At 43.1% G+C, this 23,009-nt stretch carries 23 protein-coding genes and 1 pseudogene; 18 read left to right on the top strand and 6 right to left on the bottom strand.

The genetic code is table 11. The features are described 5' to 3' along the window. The first annotated feature begins 13 nt into the window (after window positions 1–13). The 12 genes and pseudogenes from MKY99_RS24805 to MKY99_RS24750 form a co-directional block, all read left to right on the top strand. Window positions 14–856, top strand: a complete 843-nt coding sequence (locus MKY99_RS24805; RefSeq protein ID WP_339266885.1) for a carbohydrate ABC transporter permease — start codon at window positions 14–16, stop codon at window positions 854–856. Window positions 857–880: 24 nt separating this feature from the next. After that, on the top strand, window positions 881–1,570 hold the full coding sequence (locus MKY99_RS24800; RefSeq protein WP_042191372.1) for an N-acetylmannosamine-6-phosphate 2-epimerase: 690 nt from the start codon (window positions 881–883) through the stop codon (window positions 1,568–1,570). Between the two features lie 23 nt (window positions 1,571–1,593). Continuing rightward, the gene (locus MKY99_RS24795) at window positions 1,594–2,466 is read left to right on the top strand and encodes an ROK family protein (RefSeq protein WP_339266883.1); all 873 of its coding nucleotides are present in this window, start codon (window positions 1,594–1,596) and stop codon (window positions 2,464–2,466) included. Window positions 2,467–2,489: 23 nt separating this feature from the next. After that, window positions 2,490–3,344 carry a MurR/RpiR family transcriptional regulator gene (locus MKY99_RS24790; RefSeq protein WP_076300453.1) on the top strand — a complete coding sequence of 285 codons (855 nt, stop codon included), beginning with the start codon at window positions 2,490–2,492 and terminating at the stop codon, window positions 3,342–3,344. A 215-nt stretch (window positions 3,345–3,559) separates the two neighbouring features. Continuing rightward, a complete protein-coding gene (locus MKY99_RS24785) occupies window positions 3,560–4,033 on the top strand; it encodes a YhcH/YjgK/YiaL family protein (RefSeq protein WP_339266880.1) in 474 nt (157 codons plus the stop codon). A 13-nt stretch (window positions 4,034–4,046) separates the two neighbouring features. After that, a complete protein-coding gene (locus MKY99_RS24780) occupies window positions 4,047–4,223 on the top strand; it encodes a hypothetical protein (protein WP_179086734.1) in 177 nt (58 codons plus the stop codon). A gap of 347 nt (window positions 4,224–4,570) precedes the next feature. Further along, window positions 4,571–5,683, top strand: a complete 1,113-nt coding sequence (locus MKY99_RS24775; protein ID WP_339266878.1) for an amidohydrolase/deacetylase family metallohydrolase — start codon at window positions 4,571–4,573, stop codon at window positions 5,681–5,683. Beyond that, a complete protein-coding gene (locus MKY99_RS24770; RefSeq protein WP_339266876.1) occupies window positions 5,649–6,752 on the top strand; it encodes a DgaE family pyridoxal phosphate-dependent ammonia lyase in 1,104 nt (367 codons plus the stop codon). The genes MKY99_RS24775 and MKY99_RS24770 overlap by 35 nt, the downstream gene beginning before the upstream one ends. A 1-nt stretch (window position 6,753) precedes the next feature. Further along, window positions 6,754–7,506, top strand: coding sequence for a KDGP aldolase family protein (locus MKY99_RS24765; RefSeq protein ID WP_339266874.1), 753 nt, complete (start codon window positions 6,754–6,756; stop codon window positions 7,504–7,506). Then, on the top strand, window positions 7,499–8,515 hold the full coding sequence (locus MKY99_RS24760; RefSeq protein WP_339266872.1) for a sugar kinase: 1,017 nt from the start codon (window positions 7,499–7,501) through the stop codon (window positions 8,513–8,515). Before MKY99_RS24765 ends, MKY99_RS24760 begins: the two co-directional genes overlap by 8 nt. Before the next feature lie 8 nt (window positions 8,516–8,523). Then, window positions 8,524–9,237 carry a GntR family transcriptional regulator gene (locus MKY99_RS24755; protein ID WP_076286037.1) on the top strand — a complete coding sequence of 238 codons (714 nt, stop codon included), beginning with the start codon at window positions 8,524–8,526 and terminating at the stop codon, window positions 9,235–9,237. A gap of 27 nt (window positions 9,238–9,264) precedes the next feature. Beyond that, window positions 9,265–9,384 (top strand): annotated as a pseudogene (locus tag MKY99_RS24750) (LuxR C-terminal-related transcriptional regulator); the annotation flags it as partial. Between the two features lie 240 nt (window positions 9,385–9,624). Here MKY99_RS24750 and MKY99_RS24745 read toward each other — a convergent pair. Next, on the bottom strand, window positions 9,625–9,951 hold the full coding sequence (locus tag MKY99_RS24745; protein ID WP_042191355.1) for a branched-chain amino acid transporter permease: 327 nt from the start codon (window positions 9,949–9,951) through the stop codon (window positions 9,625–9,627). After that, the gene (locus MKY99_RS24740; protein ID WP_042191353.1) at window positions 9,948–10,658 is read right to left on the bottom strand and encodes an AzlC family ABC transporter permease; all 711 of its coding nucleotides are present in this window, start codon (window positions 10,656–10,658) and stop codon (window positions 9,948–9,950) included. Before MKY99_RS24740 ends, MKY99_RS24745 begins: the two co-directional genes overlap by 4 nt. Before the next feature lie 102 nt (window positions 10,659–10,760). Here MKY99_RS24740 and MKY99_RS24735 point away from each other — a divergent pair, with 102 nt between their 5' ends. The 5 genes from MKY99_RS24735 (at window position 10,761) to MKY99_RS24715 (ending at window position 16,198) form a co-directional block, all read left to right on the top strand. Further along, on the top strand, window positions 10,761–12,158 hold the full coding sequence (locus MKY99_RS24735; protein ID WP_339266870.1) for a PLP-dependent aminotransferase family protein: 1,398 nt from the start codon (window positions 10,761–10,763) through the stop codon (window positions 12,156–12,158). A gap of 244 nt (window positions 12,159–12,402) precedes the next feature. Beyond that, a complete protein-coding gene (locus tag MKY99_RS24730; RefSeq protein ID WP_339266868.1) occupies window positions 12,403–13,392 on the top strand; it encodes an ABC transporter substrate-binding protein in 990 nt (329 codons plus the stop codon). Beyond that, on the top strand, window positions 13,373–14,149 hold the full coding sequence (locus MKY99_RS24725) for an ABC transporter ATP-binding protein (RefSeq protein WP_076300457.1): 777 nt from the start codon (window positions 13,373–13,375) through the stop codon (window positions 14,147–14,149). The genes MKY99_RS24730 and MKY99_RS24725 overlap by 20 nt, the downstream gene beginning before the upstream one ends. 50 nt (window positions 14,150–14,199) lie before the next feature. Beyond that, window positions 14,200–14,895: an ABC transporter permease gene (locus tag MKY99_RS24720; protein ID WP_231573342.1), complete on the top strand. Its 696-nt coding sequence runs from the start codon at window positions 14,200–14,202 to the stop codon at window positions 14,893–14,895. 172 nt (window positions 14,896–15,067) lie between these two features. Then, window positions 15,068–16,198 (top strand): low temperature requirement protein A, encoded by a 1,131-nt coding sequence (locus MKY99_RS24715; RefSeq protein ID WP_339266866.1) that lies wholly within the window; start codon window positions 15,068–15,070, stop codon window positions 16,196–16,198. Between the two features lie 100 nt (window positions 16,199–16,298). Here MKY99_RS24715 and MKY99_RS24710 read toward each other — a convergent pair whose 3' ends face one another. Continuing rightward, window positions 16,299–17,177 carry a serine hydrolase gene (locus MKY99_RS24710; protein WP_339271782.1) on the bottom strand — a complete coding sequence of 293 codons (879 nt, stop codon included), beginning with the start codon at window positions 17,175–17,177 and terminating at the stop codon, window positions 16,299–16,301. Between the two features lie 240 nt (window positions 17,178–17,417). Between MKY99_RS24710 and MKY99_RS24705 the strand changes: the two genes are divergently transcribed. Next, complete coding sequence (locus MKY99_RS24705; protein WP_339266865.1) at window positions 17,418–19,787, top strand: YcdB/YcdC domain-containing protein; 2,370 nt, start codon at window positions 17,418–17,420, stop codon at window positions 19,785–19,787. A gap of 160 nt (window positions 19,788–19,947) precedes the next feature. Here MKY99_RS24705 and MKY99_RS24700 read toward each other — a convergent pair whose 3' ends face one another. The 3 genes from MKY99_RS24700 to MKY99_RS24690 all read right to left on the bottom strand — a co-directional run bounded on the left by MKY99_RS24700 (window position 19,948) and on the right by MKY99_RS24690 (window position 22,921). Further along, a complete protein-coding gene (locus MKY99_RS24700; RefSeq protein ID WP_042191342.1) occupies window positions 19,948–20,769 on the bottom strand; it encodes a TerC family protein in 822 nt (273 codons plus the stop codon). 351 nt (window positions 20,770–21,120) lie between these two features. Continuing rightward, on the bottom strand, window positions 21,121–22,011 hold the full coding sequence (locus tag MKY99_RS24695; RefSeq protein ID WP_081393202.1) for a carbohydrate ABC transporter permease: 891 nt from the start codon (window positions 22,009–22,011) through the stop codon (window positions 21,121–21,123). A 25-nt stretch (window positions 22,012–22,036) separates the two neighbouring features. Next, window positions 22,037–22,921 carry a sugar ABC transporter permease gene (locus MKY99_RS24690; RefSeq protein ID WP_042130723.1) on the bottom strand — a complete coding sequence of 295 codons (885 nt, stop codon included), beginning with the start codon at window positions 22,919–22,921 and terminating at the stop codon, window positions 22,037–22,039. Window positions 22,922–23,009: the final 88 nt, after the last annotated feature.

Below are 23,009 nucleotides of genomic sequence, written 5' to 3'. Positions count from 1 at the left end.
GGGGGAATACAACATGTCGAAAATAAGAAATAAGAAGAAGAGAGAGAAGTTTGATGTGATATCGAATGTGATCATTGTCCTCTTCGCGCTCCTTAATCTTTTTCCATTGTATTGGTTATTCACTAGTTCGCTTAAGAACAGTTCAGATGTTGTGAAGATGCCTCCAGACTGGTGGCCTAAATCGATCACATTCTCCAACTATGTGGATGTGTTTCAGAACCAACCGGCTTTAAGATGGACGTTTAATAGTATTTATGTCTCAGGCGTATCTACGATTATCGTTATTATTGTAGGCGCTATGGCTGCCTATGCATTCTCAAAGATCAATTTTAAGGGTAAAGATATCATCTTCATTATTTTCATATCGAGCTTGATGATTCCTAAGGAAATTATGATCGTGCCTTTATTCCGGATTACACAGCAATTTGGAATGGTGAATTCGTATAACGGTATGATTTGGCCGAACGTCGCGGCTGCATTTGGAGTCTTCCTATTAAAAGGATTCTTCGATTTAACCCCTAACGCTTTAAGAGAAGCCGGAAGAATAGATGGTGCAAATGAATGGAGAATCTTTACTCGCATCATGGTGCCTATTATTAAACCTGGTATTGGAGCCTTATTTATTCTGAATTTCGTGCAAGTCTGGAATGATTATTTGTGGCAGCTGGTTATAGGCCAAGAGAACAAAATGAAAACATTAATGGTTGGTACTGCAACCTTAATGCAGGATCTGAATCCTAATTTCGCATATAAAATGGCCGGAGCCACCATTGCTGCAATTCCGATGTTGCTAGTGTTCATGTTATTCCAACGTTTCTTCACCAATGGAATTACAGCAGGAGCAGTCAAAGAATAAATAAAAATGTGGAGTGGGTTACTGATGAATACTGAAAATAATGTACTTAAAAAGATAAAACATAAACTAGTCGTCTCCAGTCAAGCCTTACCCGAAGAACCGCTGCATAGTCCGTTTATAATGGGAAGAATGGCTTATGCAGCATACTTGGGCGGTGCTTCAGGTATTCGGGCAAATAGCGTAGCGGATATTCAAGAAATTAAGAAAACAGTGGATCTACCTATCATTGGGATCATCAAAAGGGTATACGAAGGTTCTGAAGTGTTTATTACACCAACCCTGAAGGAAGTAGATGAGCTTTACCGCGAAGGGGTAGATATCATTGCTATGGATGCGACAGACCGGACTCGTCCGGATGGATCAACCATCTCAGAACTATTTCCTCACATAAGAGAGACCTATAAAGATCAACTGTTTATGGCAGATTGCTCTACATTTGAAGAAGCTGCTAAAGCCGTTGAGCTGGGGTTTGATCTTGTGGGAACCACCTTAAGCGGATATACAGAATACACCAAAGAGCGGTCACTTCCAGATTTCGAGCTAGTTAAACAAATCGTAAGCAACTTCTCTGTGCCTGTGATAGCTGAAGGCGGTGTTTCCACTCCTGAAGAACTGAAGAAAATGTTTGATCTAGGTGTTTTTTCAGCAGTAGTCGGCTCAGCGATTACAAGACCAATGGAGATTACCAAAAGGTTTGTAGACGCTATTCAGTAGATTGCCGGAGAGGGTAGATAAGGATGAGAATTCTCGCTGTAGATATTGGCGGTACCAATACCAAGATGTGTATATGCGATAAACTTGGGAATGTTCATAACTTTAAGGAGTATGCAACTGAGAGCCACTTGGGAGGGTCGCATGTAATCTCAAGATTGCTTGATAAAATTGCAGAAAATGATGATTTTGATGCCATTGCTATAAGTACGGCCGGTCAAGTCAATGCTGAAGAAGGAATTATAGTCTATGCTAACGAAAATATACCTAGATATACAGGGATGAAGATTAAGGAAATTGTAACTAATCATTTTCATAAACCTGTTATGGTAGAGAACGATGTGAATTCAGCAGCATTAGGCGAGGCTCATTATGGTGCTGCCCAGAACTTTAACAATTTCTTATGCTTGACGTTTGGTACGGGCATTGGTGGTGCCATTGTATTGAACCGCCAAATCTATAAAGGAGCAGATGGGGTGGCGGCCGAATTTGGTCATATCCTGACACATCCATTGTCAGATGCGGTGGAGGGACTGCCTTTTTATGAGAAGTATGCTTCAACTACTGCTTTAGTCAAGATGGCTCAGCAAGCAGATCCCGAATGTACAGACGGAAAAGTCCTTTTTGATAAAATTCACAAAGGGGACGAAGCTCTGAAACAGATCTTGGATTCATGGGTAACTGAGGTGTCCGCGGGTTTAGCCTCAATTATTCATATTTTCAATCCATCCGCTATAATTATTGGGGGCGGTGTTATGGAACAAGAAGATTTAGTTCAAAGGGTAGAGGAACGGACGAAGTCTTTAATTATGGAGAGTTTTGCGGGTGTAAGAATTGTTAAGGCCTCACTTGGGAATAAGGCAGGCTTGCTTGGCGCTTCCTCTTTATTCGCACATTAAATCATTGTAAAGGAGGGGCTTATTTGCGAACAATCAGTATTTTTTCTTCTATTCATTCCAAGTACAATAATTTGACGAATACGGAGAAGAAGGTAGCGGACTACGTCCTGGAGAACACGAGAAGTGTTGTCTATATGTCGATTACTGATCTTGCAGATGCGTGCGATGTAGGTGAATCAAGTATTTTTCGATTTTGCAAATCTTTAAGTTATAAAGGGTATCAAGAGTTCAAGATTGCACTCGCTCATAGTATCACTGTGGAGAATGAGATCCCGCAGCTTACGGATCAAATTCTAATGGACGACACTACTGAAGCTGTGGCTTCCAAAGTGCTGACCACAAATGTAAGTGCACTGAACGAGACCTATAATTTAATTGATATACAGAAGATCAATGAAGCTATTGATTATATGATAAACGCGGAACGAGTATCATTTTTCGGCGTAGGCTCTTCATTAATCACGGCGATGGAAGCCAAAATTAAATTTATGCGCATTACAAACAAAACGGAGTGTTTGATGGATTCACATCTTCAGATGATGTCTGCGGCGCTAATGTCTAACCGAGATGTAGCTGTAATCATTTCTTACTCCGGTTCAACGAAAGATAGTATCGAGGTTGCAAGAAAGGCGAAGGAACGAGGCGCTAAGGTGGTGTCCATTACGAGATTTGAAAAGTCACCTTTAACGTCGTATTCGGATCTTACCTTACTTTGTGGTGCTAATGAGGGTCCTCTGCAGGGCGGTTCATTATCTGCTAAGATCTCACAGCTCTATCTGCTGGATATTTTATATGTGGAATATTTCAAAAAGACTAGTGAGCAGTCCATTATCAATAAAGAAACAACAGCTGCAGCAGTTAGTGAGAAGCTCCTATAAGTGCGAGTTCAAAAAGTATGGTTTTCAGCACCGAGAAGATTGGATGAAGGTAGAAACTGAGGAGCGTAGCGTAGTGGAAGCTACGTGAGCACCGGAAGTTTCGCCTGAATTCAATATTCGATGTCGAGTAAGCTTCTTGGGCTACTTCGTGATCAAAAGCGGACTTTTTGAACAACCTCTGTAAGATAATTGAGATGTGGGGAGAATGAGACATTATGATCTTAGGTTCATTGTCATCTTGGGAAGAGCATAGCAGATACGAGAATTCAGTCATTGTAGAGACTATTGAGGAATTGAAAGTCATCTTACAACACGAACCTGATCTCGGGCGAGTCGAGATTCGCGGTAACGAGATATACGTTTCGATTATGGCTCTTGAGGCGAAGTCGCTAGAGGAACAGGTTGCTGAAAAGCATGAGGCTTATATTGATGTGCATTATCTGATCGAAGGTGAAGAAACGATTGGGTGGTCGCCCTTGCAAGAAGGAATCGAGGCTACTAAGCCTTACGATGCCGAAGCAGATTATGCGCTTTATCCTCCGTCATCCGATGAAATTTTGTTAACTTTGAAGCCGGGGATGTTCGCAGTCTTTTTCCCGCATGATGTACATAGACCTGGTATGGGTCAACCGGGCATGAAGATTAAGAAGGCTGTTATTAAGATACATGTAGGGTTATTAAGTTCATAGATTTTGTACAAGAGTGACAGACACATTCGATATTCTGAACGGTAAAAGTCAAGAAAGCAGCGATTCTCCTTTTTATTGGAGGATCGCTGCTTTGCGTTTCGGTCATTTGCAGCTTGCTTCTGTAGATTATGGGCAGGTAAAAGCCAAATCAACTTCTAGCACTACTGAAGAAGTGAAACGGAAGCTCTGATAGATAATTAGGGAAAATCTCCGTAAAATTCTGCGATTTTTGCTTATTTGACTAATAATTAGGGAAAATCTCCCTCTAATTCAACTGATTCGTTGGTGAATATAGATATTACCACGATTTTTAGGGAGGAATTCCCTAATTCTATTCATTAAAAGCAATTATCGGCTATAATCAGGGAGATTTCCCCTAATTACTCTCTACAAAGAATCCGTCCGATAATCAGGTTTCTCTAATTTTGTGACAACCACGTCTAATTTTACATATAAACATTATAACGTTATATTTACTTAAATCGCTATTCGTGTTATTTTAAACATTATAATGTTATATGGAAAAAGGTGAGAACAATGGATGAAAGATACGTGCTCCGTCAGGTGAAACGAGTAAGCGGAGAAGAGATCGACATTGTAATCGAAAATGGCAAGATCGCTGAGATCACCCCGGCAGGTGAGGCGCATGGGGGGCAGGAGTGGGAAGGTTCAGGCGCGTACGTATCCAGTGGCTGGATCGATATGCATGTGCATGCCTTTCGCCAATTTGATCCGTATGGTGACGAGATCGATGAGATCGGTGTCCGGCAAGGGGTGACCACTCTAGTCGATGCTGGTAGCTGCGGGGCGGATCGGATAGGTGATCTGGCTTTGGACGCGTCTCAGGCTAAGACGAATGTGCTGGCTTTCTTAAATATCTCGCGGATCGGACTGCTAAGAATTGATGAATTGTCCAACTTGGAATGGATTGATAAGGAGAAGATCCTGCAATCCGTCCGAACCTACGGGGAGATAATCGTGGGATTAAAGGCTAGGATCAGCAAGAGCGTTGTCGGCGCAAGCGGGATTGAGCCGCTGCATATTGCACGAAGCCTTTCAATGGAGACGGGCCTGCCGTTAATGGTACATATCGGTTCAGCACCGCCAGATATCAGAGAGGTTATGCCCCTTTTGGAGCGTAAGGATATCGTGACCCATTATCTCAACGGAAAAGAGAATAATTTGTTTGCTGCGGATGGTCAGCCTCTTCAGGTATTGACTGAAGCCATTGAACGGGGAGTTCATCTCGATGTGGGGCATGGAACAGCAAGCTTCTCTTTTAAGGTAGCTGAGGCTGCTAAACGTAATGGGATTGGATTGAATACGATTAGCACGGATATCTATCGAGTGAACCGATTGAAGGGACCTGTCTTTGGCATGTCTAATGTACTTTCCAAGTTTCTATGTTTGGGCTATGCTCTGGATGAGATTGTGGCAGCGGTTACTTCCAATGCGGCGGAATGGCTGGGCAGGCCGGAGCTGGGCCGAATTCAGGTGGGAGATCCTGCAAACTTGACTCTCTTCACCCTGCAGCATAAGTCTGCAGTGCTTATTGATTCTGAAGGAGAAGAAAGAATGACGGATAAAGTAATCCATGCAAAAGGAGTGGTTATAGGTGGGGAATTCATTAAATGCGAAATACGGGCTTAAACGCGTAATCAATGCAAGCGGCAGAATGAGTATCCTGGGGGTGTCGGCTCCGTCTGACACAGTGATGGAGGCGATGAAGCAAGGCGGACAGAGTTATGTGGAAATAGCGGATCTGGTGGATAAAGCCGGAGACTACACGGCACGAATTCTCGGCGCTGAAGCAGCGCTTATCGTTAACTCAGCCTCCAGCGGTATTGCATTGTCCGTTGCGGCGCTAGTGACCCAAGGCAATCGGCGCCGCAGTGAACGTTTGCACCAAGAAGCCATTCCACGCAATGAAATCATCATTCTGAAGGGGCATAATGTACAGTACGGAGCTCCTGTGGAAACGATGGTCTATCTAGGTGGTGGGAAACTAATTGAGGTCGGTTATGCGAATGAAGGCCGTGCCGAGCATATAGAGGATGCCATTTGTGAGCAGACGGCTGCCATTCTGTACGTAAAGTCCCACCATGCGGTGCAGAAGAATATGTTATCCGTCGAAGAAGTATGGGAGATCGCAAACCGTAGGGGCATTCCACTAATCGTAGATGCCGCAGCGGAAGAAGACCTCTGTAAATATGTGAAATACTCTGACCTGGCAATTTATAGTGGTTCTAAAGCTATTGAAGGGCCTACATCCGGTATTATCGCCGGCAAACGTAATTATGTGGAATGGGTTAAGGTCCAATTGTATGGAATAGGACGCAGTATGAAGGTTGGTAAAGAAACTTCCTTTGGTCTGCTGCAAGCACTAGAGGAATACATGGTCAAGGAAGACAAGAGTGACACCGAGAAAGCGTCTTTGCAGGGATTGATGGTGTTGAATGAACTTCCGGGAATTCGTGTAACCATTGTGCAGGACGAGGCGGGCCGTGCCATCTATCGCGGCCGGGTTCAGGTTGATCCACAGCAGGCCGGAATTACGGCGAAAGAATTGGTGGAGGGGTTGCAGAAGGGAGAGATTGCGATCTACACCCGCGATTATGGAGTGAAGCAGGGATATTTCGATATTGATCCACGGCCGCTTCTGGGGGATGATCTGCACGTGATTGTAGACAGCATTCATAAATTAATAGGGGGACAATAAGATGACGATTTCACAACGTTTTTATAAGGGCCGCACCGCATTAAATGTACTCGCTAAAGATATCGCTAATGCTAAAGAGATTTATGAAGCGGCGGAAGGATATGTGCTGGTCGGTGTGCTCTCTAAGGATTATAAGTCGGTAGAAGAAGCCGTAACAGCCATGAAGCAATATGGTCAAGAGATTGAAGATGCGGTATCCATTGGCCTAGGTGCAGGAGATAATCGCCAAGCGGCAATTGTGGCCGAGATTGCTAAGCATTATCCGGGTAGTCATATTAACCAGGCATTCCCGGTGGTTGGAGCTACACGCGCTAATCTTGGTGGGAAAGACAGTTGGATCAACAGCATGATCGCCCCTTCTGGTCACGCTGGTTATGTGAATATTTCTACAGGAGTCTTCAGCGCTGCGCAGAGTGAAGCGGCGATTGTACCTATAGCATCGGCAATTGCGCTTGTTCGGGATATGGGTGGTAATGCACTGAAGTATTTCCCGATGGAGGGATTAAGCCGTGAAGAGGAATACCGCTCTGTCGCTAAGGCCTGTGCTGAGGCAGAGTTCGCACTCGAACCAACCGGTGGAATTGATATGGACAATTTCGAGGCTATTCTGGAGATTGCGCTTGAAGCAGGGGTGCCACAAGTGATTCCGCATGTCTACTCATCCATTATCGATAAAGAATCGGGCCAGACCCGGACCCAGGATGTGCGTGATTTGCTTGGAATTATGAAGAGGCTGACAGATAAATATGCCTAAACGAATCGGGGCATTCGGAGAAGTGATGATGCGTCTGCAGGTGCCGGGAGTTCAGCTGCTATCCCAGGGAAACAGCTTAAACTATTCATTCTCTGGTACCGGGGTTAATGTCAGCGCTGCACTGGCACGCTTCGGGCATGAAGGTTATTTGATTTCCCGTTTGCCGACTACTTCCTTGGGAGAGGCCGCCGCCGCGTATTTGCGGAAGCTGGGCATCTCTTCTAGCCTCGTTATACGAGGAGGAGAATATCTGGGCTTGTATTTCTTGGAGAACGGATTTGGTGCACGTCCAAGCAAGGTAACTTACAGCAATCGTCTGGAGAGTAGCTTCAATACGGCTCCTGAGGAAACTTATAATTATGAAGAGATTGCGCGAAGTCTGGATGTGATCCATTTCTGCGGCATTACGCTGGCTATGAACGATAGTGTACGTCATCATATGAAATCCTTGGCTAGAGCTGTCAAGCAGCAGGGTGGGACTGTGATCTTTGATTGCAACTATCGTCCGTCCTTGTGGGGACCGGAAGGCTATTCACAAGCGAAGCCGCATTACGAGGAGATGCTGCAGCTGGCCGATATCGTAATGATGAATGAGAAGGACGCAATCTTTATCTTGGGGATCAGCACTGAACAAGCTGAACGTGAAGAGCAACTGATCGAACTGATTCCAGCAGTTGCGAAGCATTACGATATCTCGGTGATCGCAGGCACCCATCGCAGTATTCATGGCGACAACTCACATTCACTGCGTGGGTTTCTTTATAAGAATCAGAGCTTCTTCTTTTCGGATACGCTGAGATTTCTCGTCTATGATAGAATAGGGGCTGGAGATGCCTATACGAGCGGAATTGTGCATGGCGAGCTAACAGGATTTACACCTGAGCAGACAGTACGGTTTGCCGCTGCCGCTAGTATGTTAGCCCATACTATCGAGGGCGACACTCCCATGGCTTCAGAAGCGGATATACTTCGAGCTATGACTCTATCCGTAGGCGATGTAGAAAGGTAGTGAACCTCTTGAGTTTGTCCCGAAAAGATAAGCCCTTATATATGCAAATTGCAAATATTATAAAGGATCGGATTCTACACGGAGTCTATCCTATTGGATTGAATATTCCTTCCGAGCCTCAGCTAGAGCAGGAATTCAATGTCAGCAAGATCACTGTACGCGGTGCCATTCAGGAGCTCGTCCAAGAAGGATTTCTGGAAAAGGGGAGCGGCAAGGGGACGAAGGTGATCCGTAATACCTCATCATCCAAGCTGTCCAAGTGGAAAAAATTCACGGAAATTCTAGTGGATGAAGGGCACCAAATTCGGAAGCAATGGCTTAAGGCGGAGCGAGTATATAATGAAGTCGAAAGCGAAGCCTTTCGTTTATTCGGCGAACGTTGTATACGCTTGGAACGCATATATAGTCTCAATGATATTCCATACGTTCATTACACGCATTATTTAGTAAATGGTATGGATGATTTGGATCTACTGGACTTAAATGCCCAGTCCTTGTATGAACTGCTTGAAGAGCGGAGCGTTTCCTTAGAGAAACTGCGTGATGAATTTTCCGTTGCCGTTCCTCCGCCTGATGTAGAGGAGATATTGCTCCTTGATAAGAAGTGTCCCTTGCTGAAGCGAACTCGTTATTCTTATGATGAGCTGGGCAAGGTAACTGAGTATAGTGTAGGCTTTTACAATACAGAGCTGCAGAATTATGTAGTGAACTATGAGGTGTAGTTAAAACGACTCGTGATATCGCTTGGTCAATGATTCATTAGCAAGAAAACCATACGCAATCACATCTCCAACATAATGCAGAAATTGAAAGTTAAAGGCCGTTCACAAGCGGTTGTCGAGCTGATTAGGCTTGGGGAGCTAAAAGTGACGCATTTATACCTTCTCCACCTTTACGGGTGTGGGGAGGTTTTTTGTTGTATAGGAAAACTAAAACCAAGCGATTGCTGTCCACTGATGGATGTCATCGCTTGGTTTAGTGTTTAAGATCGATATTCATGGTGTCAAAATCAACCTTGCATTTAGCTCTTATCATAAAATCAATATATAATGGAAGTGAATGTTATAATTGTAGTTATATGTGCGGTTGATAAGACCTACATAAATTTCTTATATCTGAATCAATACCATATAAGCGATTGTACCGAATGCTATGGATAATAGCATATTTCTTCGCCAGAGATGAAGCAACGCGACGATTGCGACGGATATTAGCTCCGGTAATCCGTGATTACCGGACAATACGTTAGTGTTCTTTAGGCTATAAATAACAAGGAGTCCAATCGTTGCTGATGGAAGAACTCTACCTAGGTATTGAATGTACTTTGGGGTTGGACGTCCCGGTGGGAAAATAATGAACGGAATAAAACGTGTCATCATCGTGCCTAGCACAACCATGGCAATTGTAATGATCTGCTGAAAAGTAGACATCGTCATGCGGTTTCACCTACCGGTTCCTGTTGTTTACGAGTGATCGTAAGTGCTGCAATAATCAGGATCATTGCGGGGATCATGAAGCTGTCACGTCCAAATATGATAAGGCACAGTATGGAGATAACAACGCCTACTAGAGCACTTCTATGGGTCGATCCACTCTTCCATTGCTCAATAAAGATAACAACGAATAGTGCTGTCATCACAAATTCGAGACCTTCCATATTCATGTGAAAAATCGATCCGAATACTCCCCCGATACAAGCGCCTACGACCCAATAGCAATGATTTAGCAGCGTGACGAAGAACATATACCAACCGCGATCCACTCCTTCAGGGATCTTCGCGGAATAATTGATGGTGAATGATTCATCACAGAGACCAAAAATCAAATAAAGCTTCTTCAGCCCCGTACCTTTAAACTTCTCCAGCATAGATATGCCATAAAATAGATGTCGTGCATTAACCATTAAAGCAAACAATAATGCACTTAATGGATGATAAGCACCTAATAACAAGTGAACCGTTAGAAATTCCATCGATCCAGCATAAATAAGAGAGCTCATTAGAAAGGTATAGATCACATGAAACCCTGATACATTCATGTAAATTCCGTAGGCGATCCCCAAGAATAAAAAAGCGGCAAGAATGGGAAAGGTAGCGGGAGCCGCGGTGCGGAATGCTACATAAAGTTTGTTATTGTTACGCATGTTACTTACAACCCCTTAGCTTATGTCCATGTCATTGTAGCAGTGCGAATCCATACAATCAACGGTATAATTGTATGGATTACAATTTTGTGGGAGGACAATATGCCGATCAATTCTTTTGTTAATTACCCGATGTCGTGGCGACCTGACAGACATACTCTGAAGCGTCCGATCTATCATTCCATAGCCTCATTGCTTGAACAAGATATAGCTAGCGGTCTTTTGGTACCCGGAACGAAGCTTCCCCCTCAACGTGAGCTAGCGGATTTTTTAGATGTTAATTTCACAACAATTACACGCGCTTATAAGCTATGCGAAGCTAAAGGACTCATCTATGCTATTACAGGAAGTGGTACCTTTGTGGCAACGAATGCAACGCGCTCGATAGCAATATCGAAGGACAAAATTTCTCATGACTGTATTGATCTGGGGCTAGTTGCTTCGTTTGAGCAGAGTAACTCGATCGTAGCTCAGGTCGCAAGAAGGGTTATGCATAGAGGCAATATAGAGGAACTATTAAATTACAATGATCCTACAGGAATGCCACATCATAAACTGGCAGGCCTATCATGGATGCAAGCATTTGGGATACAGGCAAATATCAATAACATCGCAATTGCATCCGGTGGCCTGAATGCGTTGGTCATTACGTTATTTGCTCTCTTCGAACCTGGACAACGGATTGCCGTTGATGTATTCACCTATTCTAATTTTATTGAGCTTGCCCGAATGTATCGTATTCAGCTTGTTCCAATTCCAGGCGATGCCTCTGGAATGCTACCGCAAGTGCTGGATAACCAGTGCCAGCTGCTGGATATACGTGGTATATTCCTGATGCCTTCTTGTACGAATCCTACAACCGTTATGATGACTGATGGGCGGAAGCGTGATATTGCTAACGTTATCCAGAAACATAACTTGCTGCTCATAGAAGATGATATTCATGCGTTCTTAACGGCAGGTCATTTAGAAGAATACAAACAACCGATGTACTCATTGCTTCCTGATCAGACCATCTATATTAGCAGTACGACAAAATCTATTTGCTCTGGACTTAGGATCGCTTATATCGTATTTGGAGAGAAATTCAAAGAGAGAATTGAGCGGGCTATTTTCAATATTAATGTGAAGACATCCTCCCTAGATGCCGAGATTATTTCTGAGCTTATTGTATCGGGTAGTGCTGCTGAGATTGTCGCATATAAAAAAGAACTGGTCCAAGCTGCGAACAAGCTATTTTCGACATATTTTCCACAAACAGCAGCCGAAGGGCACCCCTTAAGTTTTTTTAAATGGATTCCCTTATCAGGATACCGTACAGCCGCTGAACTGGAGTCAGAACTGTTACAACAAGGCGTTCGAATATTCCATTCCGATTGGTTTCTTAGTGGTGCCAGCACACCGGACAAGTATGTACGTGTAGCCTTATCGTCGTCATCCTCATTGGATGAGCTGGACACTGGACTGAAGATTCTGAAGCAACATATGTCCTTAGACTAGGATGTGTCTGAAAGCTCAGCTTACAGAGAGATTCTCTGTGGGCTGATTCGGATTTTTTGCATCTTAGTATGTGATAAATATAACTATTTAAATTTATGAATATACAAGCTGTGATGACTGATGTAAAATTACACTACCTGAAACGTTCTGGAACAGCTTAAGGGCTTTTTGCATGCTCTTTTGCAGATTGCAAAGAATAGGGGCATGTCTACTATAGAAAGATTAATGGAGGTAGGAGAGTTTTATGAAGAAAAAAGCATTAAAAAGAATGTTGATGTTGTCGATGATGGTCGTTGTCGTCGCTGTACTTGCAGTAGGTTGTGGTTCAAAGAATAACACGAATGCATCGACAGAGGGTAACGCAGCAGAGGACTCAAAAGAAGCTGTTACTTTGTCGCTTGGCTTACTGCCTTCGATTGATGCGATTCCTTTTGTAATTGCTCATGAGCAAGGTTTTGATAAGAAGCATGGAGTGAACCTAGATATCCAAACGTTCAAGAGTGCAAAAGACCGTGATGTAGCCTTTCAAGCAGGCAAGTTAGAGGGGATCAGTGCTGATTTGGTTGCAATTTCTATCTACAATGAAGCCGGGCTGGATGTGAAGATCACTAGCACAACTTTTGGTGAATTCGACTTATTGACTGGGAATGACGCCATCCAAGATGTGAAGGATCTGAAAGGAAAAACCGTGATTTTGTCCAAAAATACCTCCACACAATATACTGTGGCGATGATGCTGAAACAAGCGGGTTTAACGGAAGATGATATTACGGTAACTGAGGTTCCACAAATCCCTACCCGTTTAGAATTGCTTAAGAATAATAAGGCAGATGCAGCTATTTTGCCTGAACCATTTGTAACTATGGGTAAAGCTTCAGGCTTGCGCGTGCTTAGCTCCACGCATACAGCGGGAGTGAATCCATTTGTATTGGCTTTCCCACAAACCGCTATTGATGCTAAGGCAGATGCGATTCGCAATATGTATGCTGCTTATGACGAGGCGGTAGCGTATATGAAATCTCATGATCAATCTGAATATATCGATCTTGTGATCAAAGAAGTTGGTTATCCAGAAACGTTGAAAGATGAGATCAAGGTACCTGATTATGTCCCTGCCAATCAAGTGGATGTGAAAGAAGTAGAAGCCGCATTTGCATGGGCACGGGAAAAAGGTTTGCTTAGCAAAAATATCTCGGCTGAAGATGTGATTTCTGATGTCCAATTCAAAAAATAAGGGACTCGTCATTAAGGGTCTTAAAGTAGAGTACAAGACAGGTCAACTGGCCTTAGGAAAGATGGATCTATCTTTACCGGAGCATGGGATTTACACGATCATCGGACCCTCTGGCAGCGGAAAATCAACTTTATTACGGGCGATTGCGGGCTTGCTGCCAAGCTATATGGGGCAAATTCTTTTTAATGAAAAATCCGTGCATGATAAAGAAACTCTGATCGGCCTGGTACCGCAAAACTACGGGCTTCTTCCATGGAAGACTGTACATGATAATATTCAAATCGCAATGAAAATCTCGCATACTGCGAGTACATCCAAGCAAGAACGGGAGAATCAGATTAATCAGTGGCTGTCATCGATGGGAATCTCTGATTTAGCTGATCGTTATCCTCTTTCTCTTAGTGGAGGACAGCAGCAAAGAGTGGCAATCGCCAGAGCGTTCGCCATTTTGCCCACTATTTTACTCCTGGACGAGCCTTTCTCCGCACTGGATGCGATTACGCGGGAAACACTACAGATTCTGTTTTTGGATAACTGGTTAGCGCATCCGGCGACTACCTTATTTGTTACCCATGATGTGGAAGAAGCTATTCTGCTGGGGCAGAAAATTATTGTTATGCCATCTAATAAAGAAGAAGCTCCGGAAATGATCGACAATCAATTGGTATTTCAGATGAAACATGAAGATAAGCGGGACAGTGTAGATTTCTTTGAGCAGACTAAGCGAATCAGAAAGGTAATGCAGGAGATATGGTGAGAAAAAATCGGATTCATCACATAATAAGACTGTTGTTTGTGTTCTTTTGTATGAATGTGGTTTGGTATATTGCCTATTTGCTTATGAATCATTCGATTTTGCCGAGTCCATTCGCGGTATATAACGCTATGTTTCACTTAGGTGGTCAGGAGATTGCTTTAAATGTAGGGTATAGCTTGTTCAGAATTTTTGCAGGTGTAGTGCTGGCATTAATCATTGGACTGCTCATTGGTCTTCTGATGGGACGTTCGCTGACTTGGAATAAGCTGCTGGACCCTGTGGTCTACTTGACCTATCCTGTTCCCAAAATTGCCCTGCTTCCCGTTGTGATGCTGTTCTTCGGGCTTGGTGAAACGTCTAAAATCTTAATGATCATGCTGATTCTCTTGTTCCAGATTATTATCTCCGTTAGGGATGGTGTGAAGGCTATTCCTGAGAATACCTATGATGTCTTAACGAGTATAGGGGCAAGTACAGTGCAGAAATTCTGGCATGTGACACTGCCAGGTGCACTGTCGGTCATTCTGAGTACGATTCGTATTTCACTGGGAACAGCGATATCTGTACTCTTTTTCACGGAGATTTATGGAACTGAGCATGGCATGGGCTTCTTCATTATGGATGCTTGGTTAAGACTGGATTATCCGGAGATGTATGCGGGAATTATGCTGTTCAGCTTGGTGGGATTTGTCCTCTTCTTACTTGTTGATTATCTTGATTACAAGTTTATGAAGTGGCGGAATTAGTTGGAGATATAACTATAGCTTTCCTTTGTCGATTTTAGGCAAGGGGGAGCTTTTTTTGTGTGATTTTAGAGTGGCAACAAAGGGGCTTCAAATTAGTATATCAATTCGGTTAAGATGGATAAGTATTCGATAAACTGTATTGGATACACATCCAAACTAAGGGAGTAAAACGATGAATAAGCGCACATCGGGATTTGAGCACGGCACAGCATCCTTTGCTGAGAAGAAAGTTACCTGGCTGGAACTATTTTATGATCTGCTTTTTGTAGCTGCAGTTTCAAAAGCGAGTCATGTCTTGTTGCATGTAGAGGCGGGTACAATTCCACTTGAATATTTATCTAAATTTATCTTAATATTCATTCCGATCTGGTGGGCCTGGGTGGGACAATCGCTTTTTGTAAATCGGTTTGGACAGGACATCTTTTCACACCGAATATTTCTGATTCTACAATTATTTTTTGTATTAATCATGACAGCCAGCTTATCGGTTAACTTTGATCAATACTATATGCCATTTCTAATCGGTTATGTTGGCTTAAGAGCTATGACTGCCATTCAATATCTTACGGTAAATAAGAATGAAGCAGCTGATAGAAAGGACACTGCCCGTTATCTGGGAAGTCGTTTTTGGATTGGATTAGTGATCTCTGCTTTATCACTTTTCTTTGACTCTTGGATACGTTATGTAGTTTTGTATGCGGGAATTACAGTAGACATATTGCTTCCATTAATCGGTCGGAAATACTTGGTGAAAAGCCCGATAAATACTCATCATTTATTAGAACGTTTCTCGTTGTTTACCCTCATTCTACTTGGTGAATCAGTGGTCAGTATACTTGCAGTCCTACAGTCTAGCCACTGGACGTGGCAATCTATTTTATTTGCATTATTAACTTTTTTATTAATTATAGCTATGTGGTGGCAATACTTTGATAATGTTGAAAAGAAAGTGGACAAAACCATAGAGACTGCCGGGCAAACCATAATTTATGGGCATTTATTTATTTATGTATCCTTAAGCATGATTGCAGCTTCAATCCAATTGCTATTTTTAGAACAATTAAATTATACATTTATGGTATGTTTTATTTTTGGATCGGTCCTGCTCTACTTCTTCTCTACCTCGTTGGTCTTCCATAAATACAGACGTTTACAGCAAAGATTAGGGATGTTTCATTTAGCGTTATTATTAGGTCTACTTGGCGTTTTTTTCGCAGTAGATTTGTTGTTCCTTATACCCAATTACCTGATTATTGGAGAAATGGTGTTATTTTTTGCTGTGTATGCAAAATTAACGACTTGAGCTTCGTTGTATCGAAGCTGAATAAATTGAAGAAGGAAGCCGGGTCATTGCAACCCGGCTTCCTTCTTTCATAATGGGAGTGTGCGGTATCCCCCTGTCGTTATTGCCCAAGAAGCGCTGGCACGATAAATCGGCCGAACACATTAGCTGGTGAGCCTTTCTTGTATTTATCCGCAGTAATGACTGCAACCAGCTCATAGGATGGAACCACAATAATATGCTGGCCCATGAAGCCAAGCGCAAAATAATAAGGGATCTCCTTTGGCTGCTGCTCCGTACCTGCATTGAATGATGATACCCACCAGTGCCATCCGTAGAAGCCCTTCTGTGGTAGCGTGGCTGCGACATAGGGGCGAGTGGACTTCTGAACAGTACCCGAATGAATGAGCTGTTGATCCTTCCAGCGCCCTTCTTGCAAATAAAGGAGACCAAATTTAAGCATATCCTCAGGCATCATATAAAGGCCAAACCCACCAGTATGTATGCCTTGTGGATCACTGTCCCAGCGATAGCTTTCGATGCCAAGCGGCTGAAATAGCTGATCTTCAGCAAATGCTGCAACGTCTTGTCCAGAACATTCACGCAGGATAGCGGATAAAATCTGGGAGCAGCCGGAGTTATAGTTCATCTCAGTGCCTGGCGTATGAGATAGCGGCTGGGCGAGCACAAACTTTATCCAGTCTGCGGTTCTAGTCATGGTCGGAAAGGAATTTTGCCCCCCAAATTCTGTCCAGTTAAAGCCTGCTGTCATTGTTAATAAGTGACCGATCGTGATCTCTCTTTTTCTTGGGTCCTGATCCTCTTTTAATAAAGGGAAAAATAGAGAAATAGGGGTATCCGGTGGTGGAACGATTTGTTTATCTATGGCTATGCTGACTAAGGCGGCGAGCACGCTTTTGGTGCATGAGTTAATTTTACCTAGCTCTTTAGCGATTTCAGGCTCACGATAATGCTCCAGTATAGGTTTTCCATGTTGAATGATTAGACAACTGCGAATTTCTAGGCCAGTAATACCGTCTATAAGCGGCTGAAGGTTCCAGGCAGTGATGTGGATGGCCCCCTTTCATAGATGATTTGAAGCTGTAGCTGCCTACCATTATAGCTTATAGAGCACACATTACATAAACATTGTAATTTCCTGTCGTTAATTAAATATGGAAAATATAAGTAATTATCTGTATAATATTATGAATCACGTGTTAGAGGAGGATGAATTCTTTTGAAAAGCAATAATACTCACTTTGTTCATCAGACAGCTAAAACGGTATTGATTACTTCAGTGGCGCTCGCGTTATTATTACCCCCTGGCTTGGCCGCGGCCGATTCTACATCTGTTAGTAGCAACACTACGGTAACACAGGTTAGCTCACAAGCGCCGGTGACTACAACGAACTCTGAGGCAGATCTTACAAAAGTGAAATTCACGCAGGAGCAAGCGATTGCGAAGCTAAAAGAATTATTCCCATCCCTAAAAGATGCAACGGTAAACAATGTACAACTGGGATCTAATCAAAGCTACCCCCCTCCAGCAAATCAAATGATCTGGAATATTCAGTGGCAGATTCAAGAGGGGAATTCGGGATTTGGCTTTAGCAGTGAGGTAGATGCCATTAATGGAGATATCATCAGTACGTATATTTCATACCCTCGTGAGAATAACGAATCCTATTATCCACCGAAAGTATCGCAGACTCAGGCACTGGAGATCGCCAAGGCTTTTGTGACTAAGGCAGCCTCATCGGTTAAGAGCAGTGATCTCCAATTAAATGAGAATGCTGGTTATAATTATTTTTCGAACTCTTTATTCGGTCCTGTTCAATACAGCTATTACTTCAGTGTCATGAAGAATGGTCTTCCTTCTGGATCGGATAACATTAATATAGCCGTGGATGGCAACGGTAATGTAATTCAATTCTCTAAGTTTTCTCAAGGGCTTGAGTATCCGTCTGCACAGCCGAAGATTACCTTGGAGCAAGCACAGAAGCAATTTGCGGAACAGTTTGATGTAGGCCTTTTTTTCACTCCTATTTATAAGAACGGAAAACCTAACAACTGGATCCTAGGCTGGCGTCCAGTGGATCAGTCTCTATATCCTATCGATGCATTGACGGGCAAGAGAATAGATTATGAAGGAAAAGAATACGCATCTACCCCAGTCGTGTATTCAGATGTAGCAAAGGGTAAGGATGTCTTTCAAGCAAGAACTTCAACTACAGAGCTTACTGCAAAAGAAGCGGAACAGCTTGTAAAGAAGGTTGCATATATTCCAGCAGATCGTAAATTGATCTCCCAAAGCTTGAGAAATGACTATCAGGATACGAATCGGAAGATCTGGCAGTTATACTGGGGTAGTGCTAGTGGAAATGAACGTTACATTGGTGCTGGCTTTCCAGAACAATCCTCTGCTGAGATCGATGCAAAGACCGGTGAAATATTACAGTACCAGATTCAAACATATGGTGCTACTCAGGATAATAAGAAGGAAGAACCGGCTCCTGCTGGAGGGAAGAAGCTTAGTGAGGCTGAAGCTAAGACTAAAGTACTTAGTATAATTAATAGCCTGTATCCTCAGGCGAGCCAGAAGCTAAAACTTTTAGAATATGGAGATAACTCAAGCGTGACTTCAGACGGAACAGGATTTAGATATCAGTTTATTAGATATCATCAAGGGATTCCTGTGAGTGACAGTAACCTTACGGTAAGCTTGGATCTTTACGGCAGACTGATTTCTTACATGGGGAATCGGATAGACGGTATCGATGAAATTACACTATCGCCGAAGGCTACAATTTCCAAGAAGGAAGCGCTCGAAAGTTATAAACCTAAATATCAGACTAAGCTGAAGTATACTCAGGTTGGTGGATACTATAGTTATAATAGCTATGCCGCGCCAAAGGTGAAGCTGGTATATGATACAACTTTTGATGAATCTAATGGATTATATCAGGTTTTAGATGCAGCCACTGGAAAATGGGTAGCGGTCTATGATTACCTCGGTCAGCAAGATGCTCAAATATCTGCAACGGATATCAAAGGTCATGCAGCAGAACAACCCTTATCAGAATTAGTAAAATATCATGTGATTACTCCGGATGCCGATGGTAAAGTAAACCCAGATCAAGAAATAACAGTTGGCGATTGGTTAACCTATCTTGCCAAGGCTTCTAATCCGAATTTCAGCAGTTATATTGCTAATAATGAACGGAAAACTGTGGCAGGTGTGAAGCCTGAGAATTCATATTATGATGTTGTTACTTATGCAGCAGATCGTAAGTGGATCAACAAGGATCAAAGCCTGCAAATTGATAGTAAGTTAACCCGGGAACAGCTTGCTGTTCAGCTGGCTAATTTTTTGAAATACAACAAACTCACAGCCTATCTTGATAAAGATGTAACGGTAAGTCAGTTCAGTGATAGTGCATCTATAAACAATAAGGGTGCAGTGGCTCTTGTAGTGAAATTGGGAATCCTAAAGGATGACAACGGCAAGTTTAATCCGCAGCAGACGGTAACGAAAGCGCTGGCGGCTACGGTGATTATGAAGCTAGTGGAACTGCAAGGTAAGACTGATCAGATTATAGGTCAATAAAAATATATAATGCAGAGCCTGCTTCCTATTTGATGGTGGAAGCAGGCTTTTCTGTATGAGGAGCAAAATAGGGAATAAAAGAAAACAACCCGAAAGACAAACACCTTTACAGAAGGGGTGTGTCTTTCGGGTGATATTTGTTTTTGCTATTCAAATACAATTAATGGAGCTGTTTATCTACTTCTTTAACTGGATTCTCGTTAGCGTTCTCTTCTACCTTGCTGCTCATAAACCAACCGATTGCAGCGATGAGCACGAGTACAACATAGAAGGTAACCTTCCAAATGGTACTGTGCGCGAAATCCTCGGAAAGAACACCAAGTGAAGGGTGTGCCAAGGTAATGACTGCGAGCTTAACGCCGACCCAGCCTACGATGAAGAAGGCTGCAATTTCAAGACCTGGACGGGTGTGAAGCAGCTTAACGAAGAAGGAAGCTGCAAAACGCATAATGACCAATCCGATAAATCCGCCGGCAAAGATGACGAGGAATTGTCCACCGTCAAGGCCTCCGATTTTTGGAAGACCACTTGCAGGTAGTGCAACCGCAAGTGCAACTGCGGCTAGGATGGAATCGACCGCGAAGGCGATGTCAGCAACTTCTACTTTAAAGACAGTAAACCAAAAGCTGGATTTCTTTTTGTTGACTGCGCCGTCCGTACCGCTTTCAGCTGCTTCATCCGTAACGGGCTTCTTGATTAATAGTTTTCGGAAGATATGGTTCCCCGCGATAAACAGTAAATAAAGTGCGCCGATGGCTTGTACTTGCCAAATATCAACCAGGTAAGAGATGACAAATAGTGAACCGAAGCGGAACACGAAGGCTCCGGCTAATCCGTAGAATAGTGCTTTTTTTCTTTCCTCATCAGGAAGGTGTTTAACCATAATTGCCAATACCAGTGCGTTATCTGCGGCTAGTAGTCCTTCAAGTGCTACAAGAACTAGTAATACCCAGCCGTACTCTAATAATAATCCCCAATCCATTACTGTTGTCCTCCCTTTTCTTATGCAAATATCTACTAAAAGATACTCACCTTACCATTTTAACCAATTTTATATAAAAAAGACCTTTACCAAACAGATTAGCCTTTGGAATAAAGGTCTAACCTGATTGGTAAAGGTCTCGCTAACAATGTTAAATTGCCAATAAAGCCGGAGAATATCCTCATATTCTCGTATTGACGACTTTATTTAACAGCTACTCCCCTTTACGGGATATATTAAATTTTTGATTTAATTCGTTGTGATTTTGCCTAAGGAGATCATATACGAGTTGAAAGTTAATGTCAATAAAATGTTGGAGGAATAAAGCTAGAGTTCTCCACGCTTTTTGTGTTAGCCCTTAACCGCCCCGGCGGTAATTCCCTTAGTCATCTGTTCTGTGAAGAGCAGATAGATCAGGATGGTTGGAATCGCAATGATCGTCATAACAGCGAACTGAGCACCGTAGTTGGACGAGTATTCTCCGGCGAATTTCATAATGGAGAACGGAATGGTTTTGAGATCCTCCGAGGTGAGGAAGGTGTTCGCCATAATAAATTCATTCCATGTGCTGATGAAATTGAGTACACAGATGGTAGCTAATGCGGGTTTCGTAATAGGGAAGATGATGCGGAAGATCACACCGTAAATGCCGCAGCCATCGATAACCGCCGACTCTTCAATCGCACGAGGGATGGTCTCTAGAAAACCAGTCATGATGAGCACACTCATTGGGATGACAATAGCCGAATAAGGCAGAATCAGTGTGTACATATTGTTCAGCATTCCGAGCTTGTTAAACAGAATAAAGTTCGGCAGCAGTGTCGCGTGAATGGGAATGATCATGCCCATCATGATAAGTGACAACACGATACCACTTAGCTTCCATTTCATACGGGTGAACGCATACCCCATCATCAGTGACACTAGTGCGGACAGCGCAACGGTAATTACTGTAATGATAAGACTGTTGGCAAAATAGCGTGGTACACGCCCATAGGTAAAAGCGTTTCTATAATTCTCCCATTGCGGAGGGGATGGCCATTTCAGAAAAGAGCTTCCGAAAAAATCACCACTCTTTAGCAGGGAGTAATCGATCAGCCAGATGAGCGGAAATAACTGAATCAAAGCAATGAGACAAAGAAACACCATCATTAGGATTTTGCCAGTTGTAGGTTTACTGCGCTTCTGTTTATGAAGCTTCAGATTGAGGGGCGAAGCGGCAGGTGCTAATGAATTATTCATATGATTTCCTCCGGTTACAGGGATTCTAAAACTCTCCGATATCTTTCTTCAGAACCTTGTTGAGTATTACGGTCAGTACAAGGCAGAACACAATGAATAGGATGGATATGGCATTACCGTAGCCGTATAGCGACGATGAGAAGGCGGTTTTGTAAAGGTAGTTTCCTAAGAATTGCGTGCTATTAGCCGGGCCACCGTTGGTCATTAAGAACACGGTTTCCATTTGCTTAAGACAGGTTGTAACCGCGATGATAATGGCAACTCGCATCATAGGCGAAAGCAACGGGATGATGATGCGTGTGTAGAGGGTATAGTTGTTTGCGCCATCGATCTTTGCGGCTTCGCTTAGATCACTTGGAATGCCTTGCAGACCTGAATAATACAGCAGCAGTGCGTATCCAAAGCCTTGCCACATTACAACGATGATGATGCACCAGATCGCTGTCTTCGGATCTCCAAGCCAATCATGTGTGAGTGAATCCAGCCCCACGCCACTTAGCAACTTGTTGAGCAATCCGTAATTGGGATGGAAAATCCCGCTCCACAGCTTGGCTGTAACTACAACAGAAATTACCGCGGGGATGAAAAAGATCGTCCGGAATATTTTTTCGTATTTACCGGAATTGGTCAGGAATATCCCTATGAGAATAGCAAAGGGATGCTGTAAGAATACAGTGGCAGCGGTCAGTAACAGGGCATTGCCCAGCGAAGTCCAGAATACTTTGTCATGAAATAGGATTTCGCGATAGTTATCAAAGCCGATAAAATTGTACTTGCCGATCCCGCCCCAGTCCGTAGAGCCGTAATAAGCGCTCATGAAGATAGGGATGCAAATCATAAAAGCAAACAGGAATAGCCCGGGTGCGATGAGTAGGAATATCGCTTTTTTGTCGCTTAACACTCTGTGCATGGAAATCTCCGTCCTTTGAAAGAGTAATCTATCTACTACCATCGTAACGGGAAGCCAGACCCTGGAACATGCCGTATATTTCAGATGA

Source organism: Paenibacillus sp. FSL R5-0470, from assembly GCF_037975205.1.
Taxonomy (GTDB): domain Bacteria; phylum Bacillota; class Bacilli; order Paenibacillales; family Paenibacillaceae; genus Paenibacillus_AQ.
Note: the sequence above shows the minus strand (reverse complement) of the source record. Positions and strands in the feature narration are given on the sequence as shown.

Coding starts and splice junctions, on each gene's coding strand:
- MKY99_RS24805 (WP_339266885.1), top strand. CDS start 14: ATGTCGAAAATAAGAAATAAGAAGAAGAGAGAGAAGTTTGATGTGATA.
- MKY99_RS24800 (WP_042191372.1), top strand. CDS start 881: ATGAATACTGAAAATAATGTACTTAAAAAGATAAAACATAAACTAGTC.
- MKY99_RS24795 (WP_339266883.1), top strand. CDS start 1,594: ATGAGAATTCTCGCTGTAGATATTGGCGGTACCAATACCAAGATGTGT.
- MKY99_RS24785 (WP_339266880.1), top strand. CDS start 3,560: ATGATCTTAGGTTCATTGTCATCTTGGGAAGAGCATAGCAGATACGAG.
- MKY99_RS24775 (WP_339266878.1), top strand. CDS start 4,571: ATGGATGAAAGATACGTGCTCCGTCAGGTGAAACGAGTAAGCGGAGAA.
- MKY99_RS24765 (WP_339266874.1), top strand. CDS start 6,754: ATGACGATTTCACAACGTTTTTATAAGGGCCGCACCGCATTAAATGTA.
- MKY99_RS24760 (WP_339266872.1), top strand. CDS start 7,499: ATGCCTAAACGAATCGGGGCATTCGGAGAAGTGATGATGCGTCTGCAG.
- MKY99_RS24745 (WP_042191355.1), bottom strand. CDS start 9,951: ATGACGATGTCTACTTTTCAGCAGATCATTACAATTGCCATGGTTGTG.
- MKY99_RS24740 (WP_042191353.1), bottom strand. CDS start 10,658: ATGCGTAACAATAACAAACTTTATGTAGCATTCCGCACCGCGGCTCCC.
- MKY99_RS24735 (WP_339266870.1), top strand. CDS start 10,761: ATGCCGATCAATTCTTTTGTTAATTACCCGATGTCGTGGCGACCTGAC.
- MKY99_RS24730 (WP_339266868.1), top strand. CDS start 12,403: ATGAAGAAAAAAGCATTAAAAAGAATGTTGATGTTGTCGATGATGGTC.
- MKY99_RS24725 (WP_076300457.1), top strand. CDS start 13,373: ATGTCCAATTCAAAAAATAAGGGACTCGTCATTAAGGGTCTTAAAGTA.
- MKY99_RS24720 (WP_231573342.1), top strand. CDS start 14,200: ATGAATGTGGTTTGGTATATTGCCTATTTGCTTATGAATCATTCGATT.
- MKY99_RS24715 (WP_339266866.1), top strand. CDS start 15,068: ATGAATAAGCGCACATCGGGATTTGAGCACGGCACAGCATCCTTTGCT.
- MKY99_RS24700 (WP_042191342.1), bottom strand. CDS start 20,769: ATGGATTGGGGATTATTATTAGAGTACGGCTGGGTATTACTAGTTCTT.
- MKY99_RS24695 (WP_081393202.1), bottom strand. CDS start 22,011: ATGAATAATTCATTAGCACCTGCCGCTTCGCCCCTCAATCTGAAGCTT.
- MKY99_RS24690 (WP_042130723.1), bottom strand. CDS start 22,921: ATGCACAGAGTGTTAAGCGACAAAAAAGCGATATTCCTACTCATCGCA.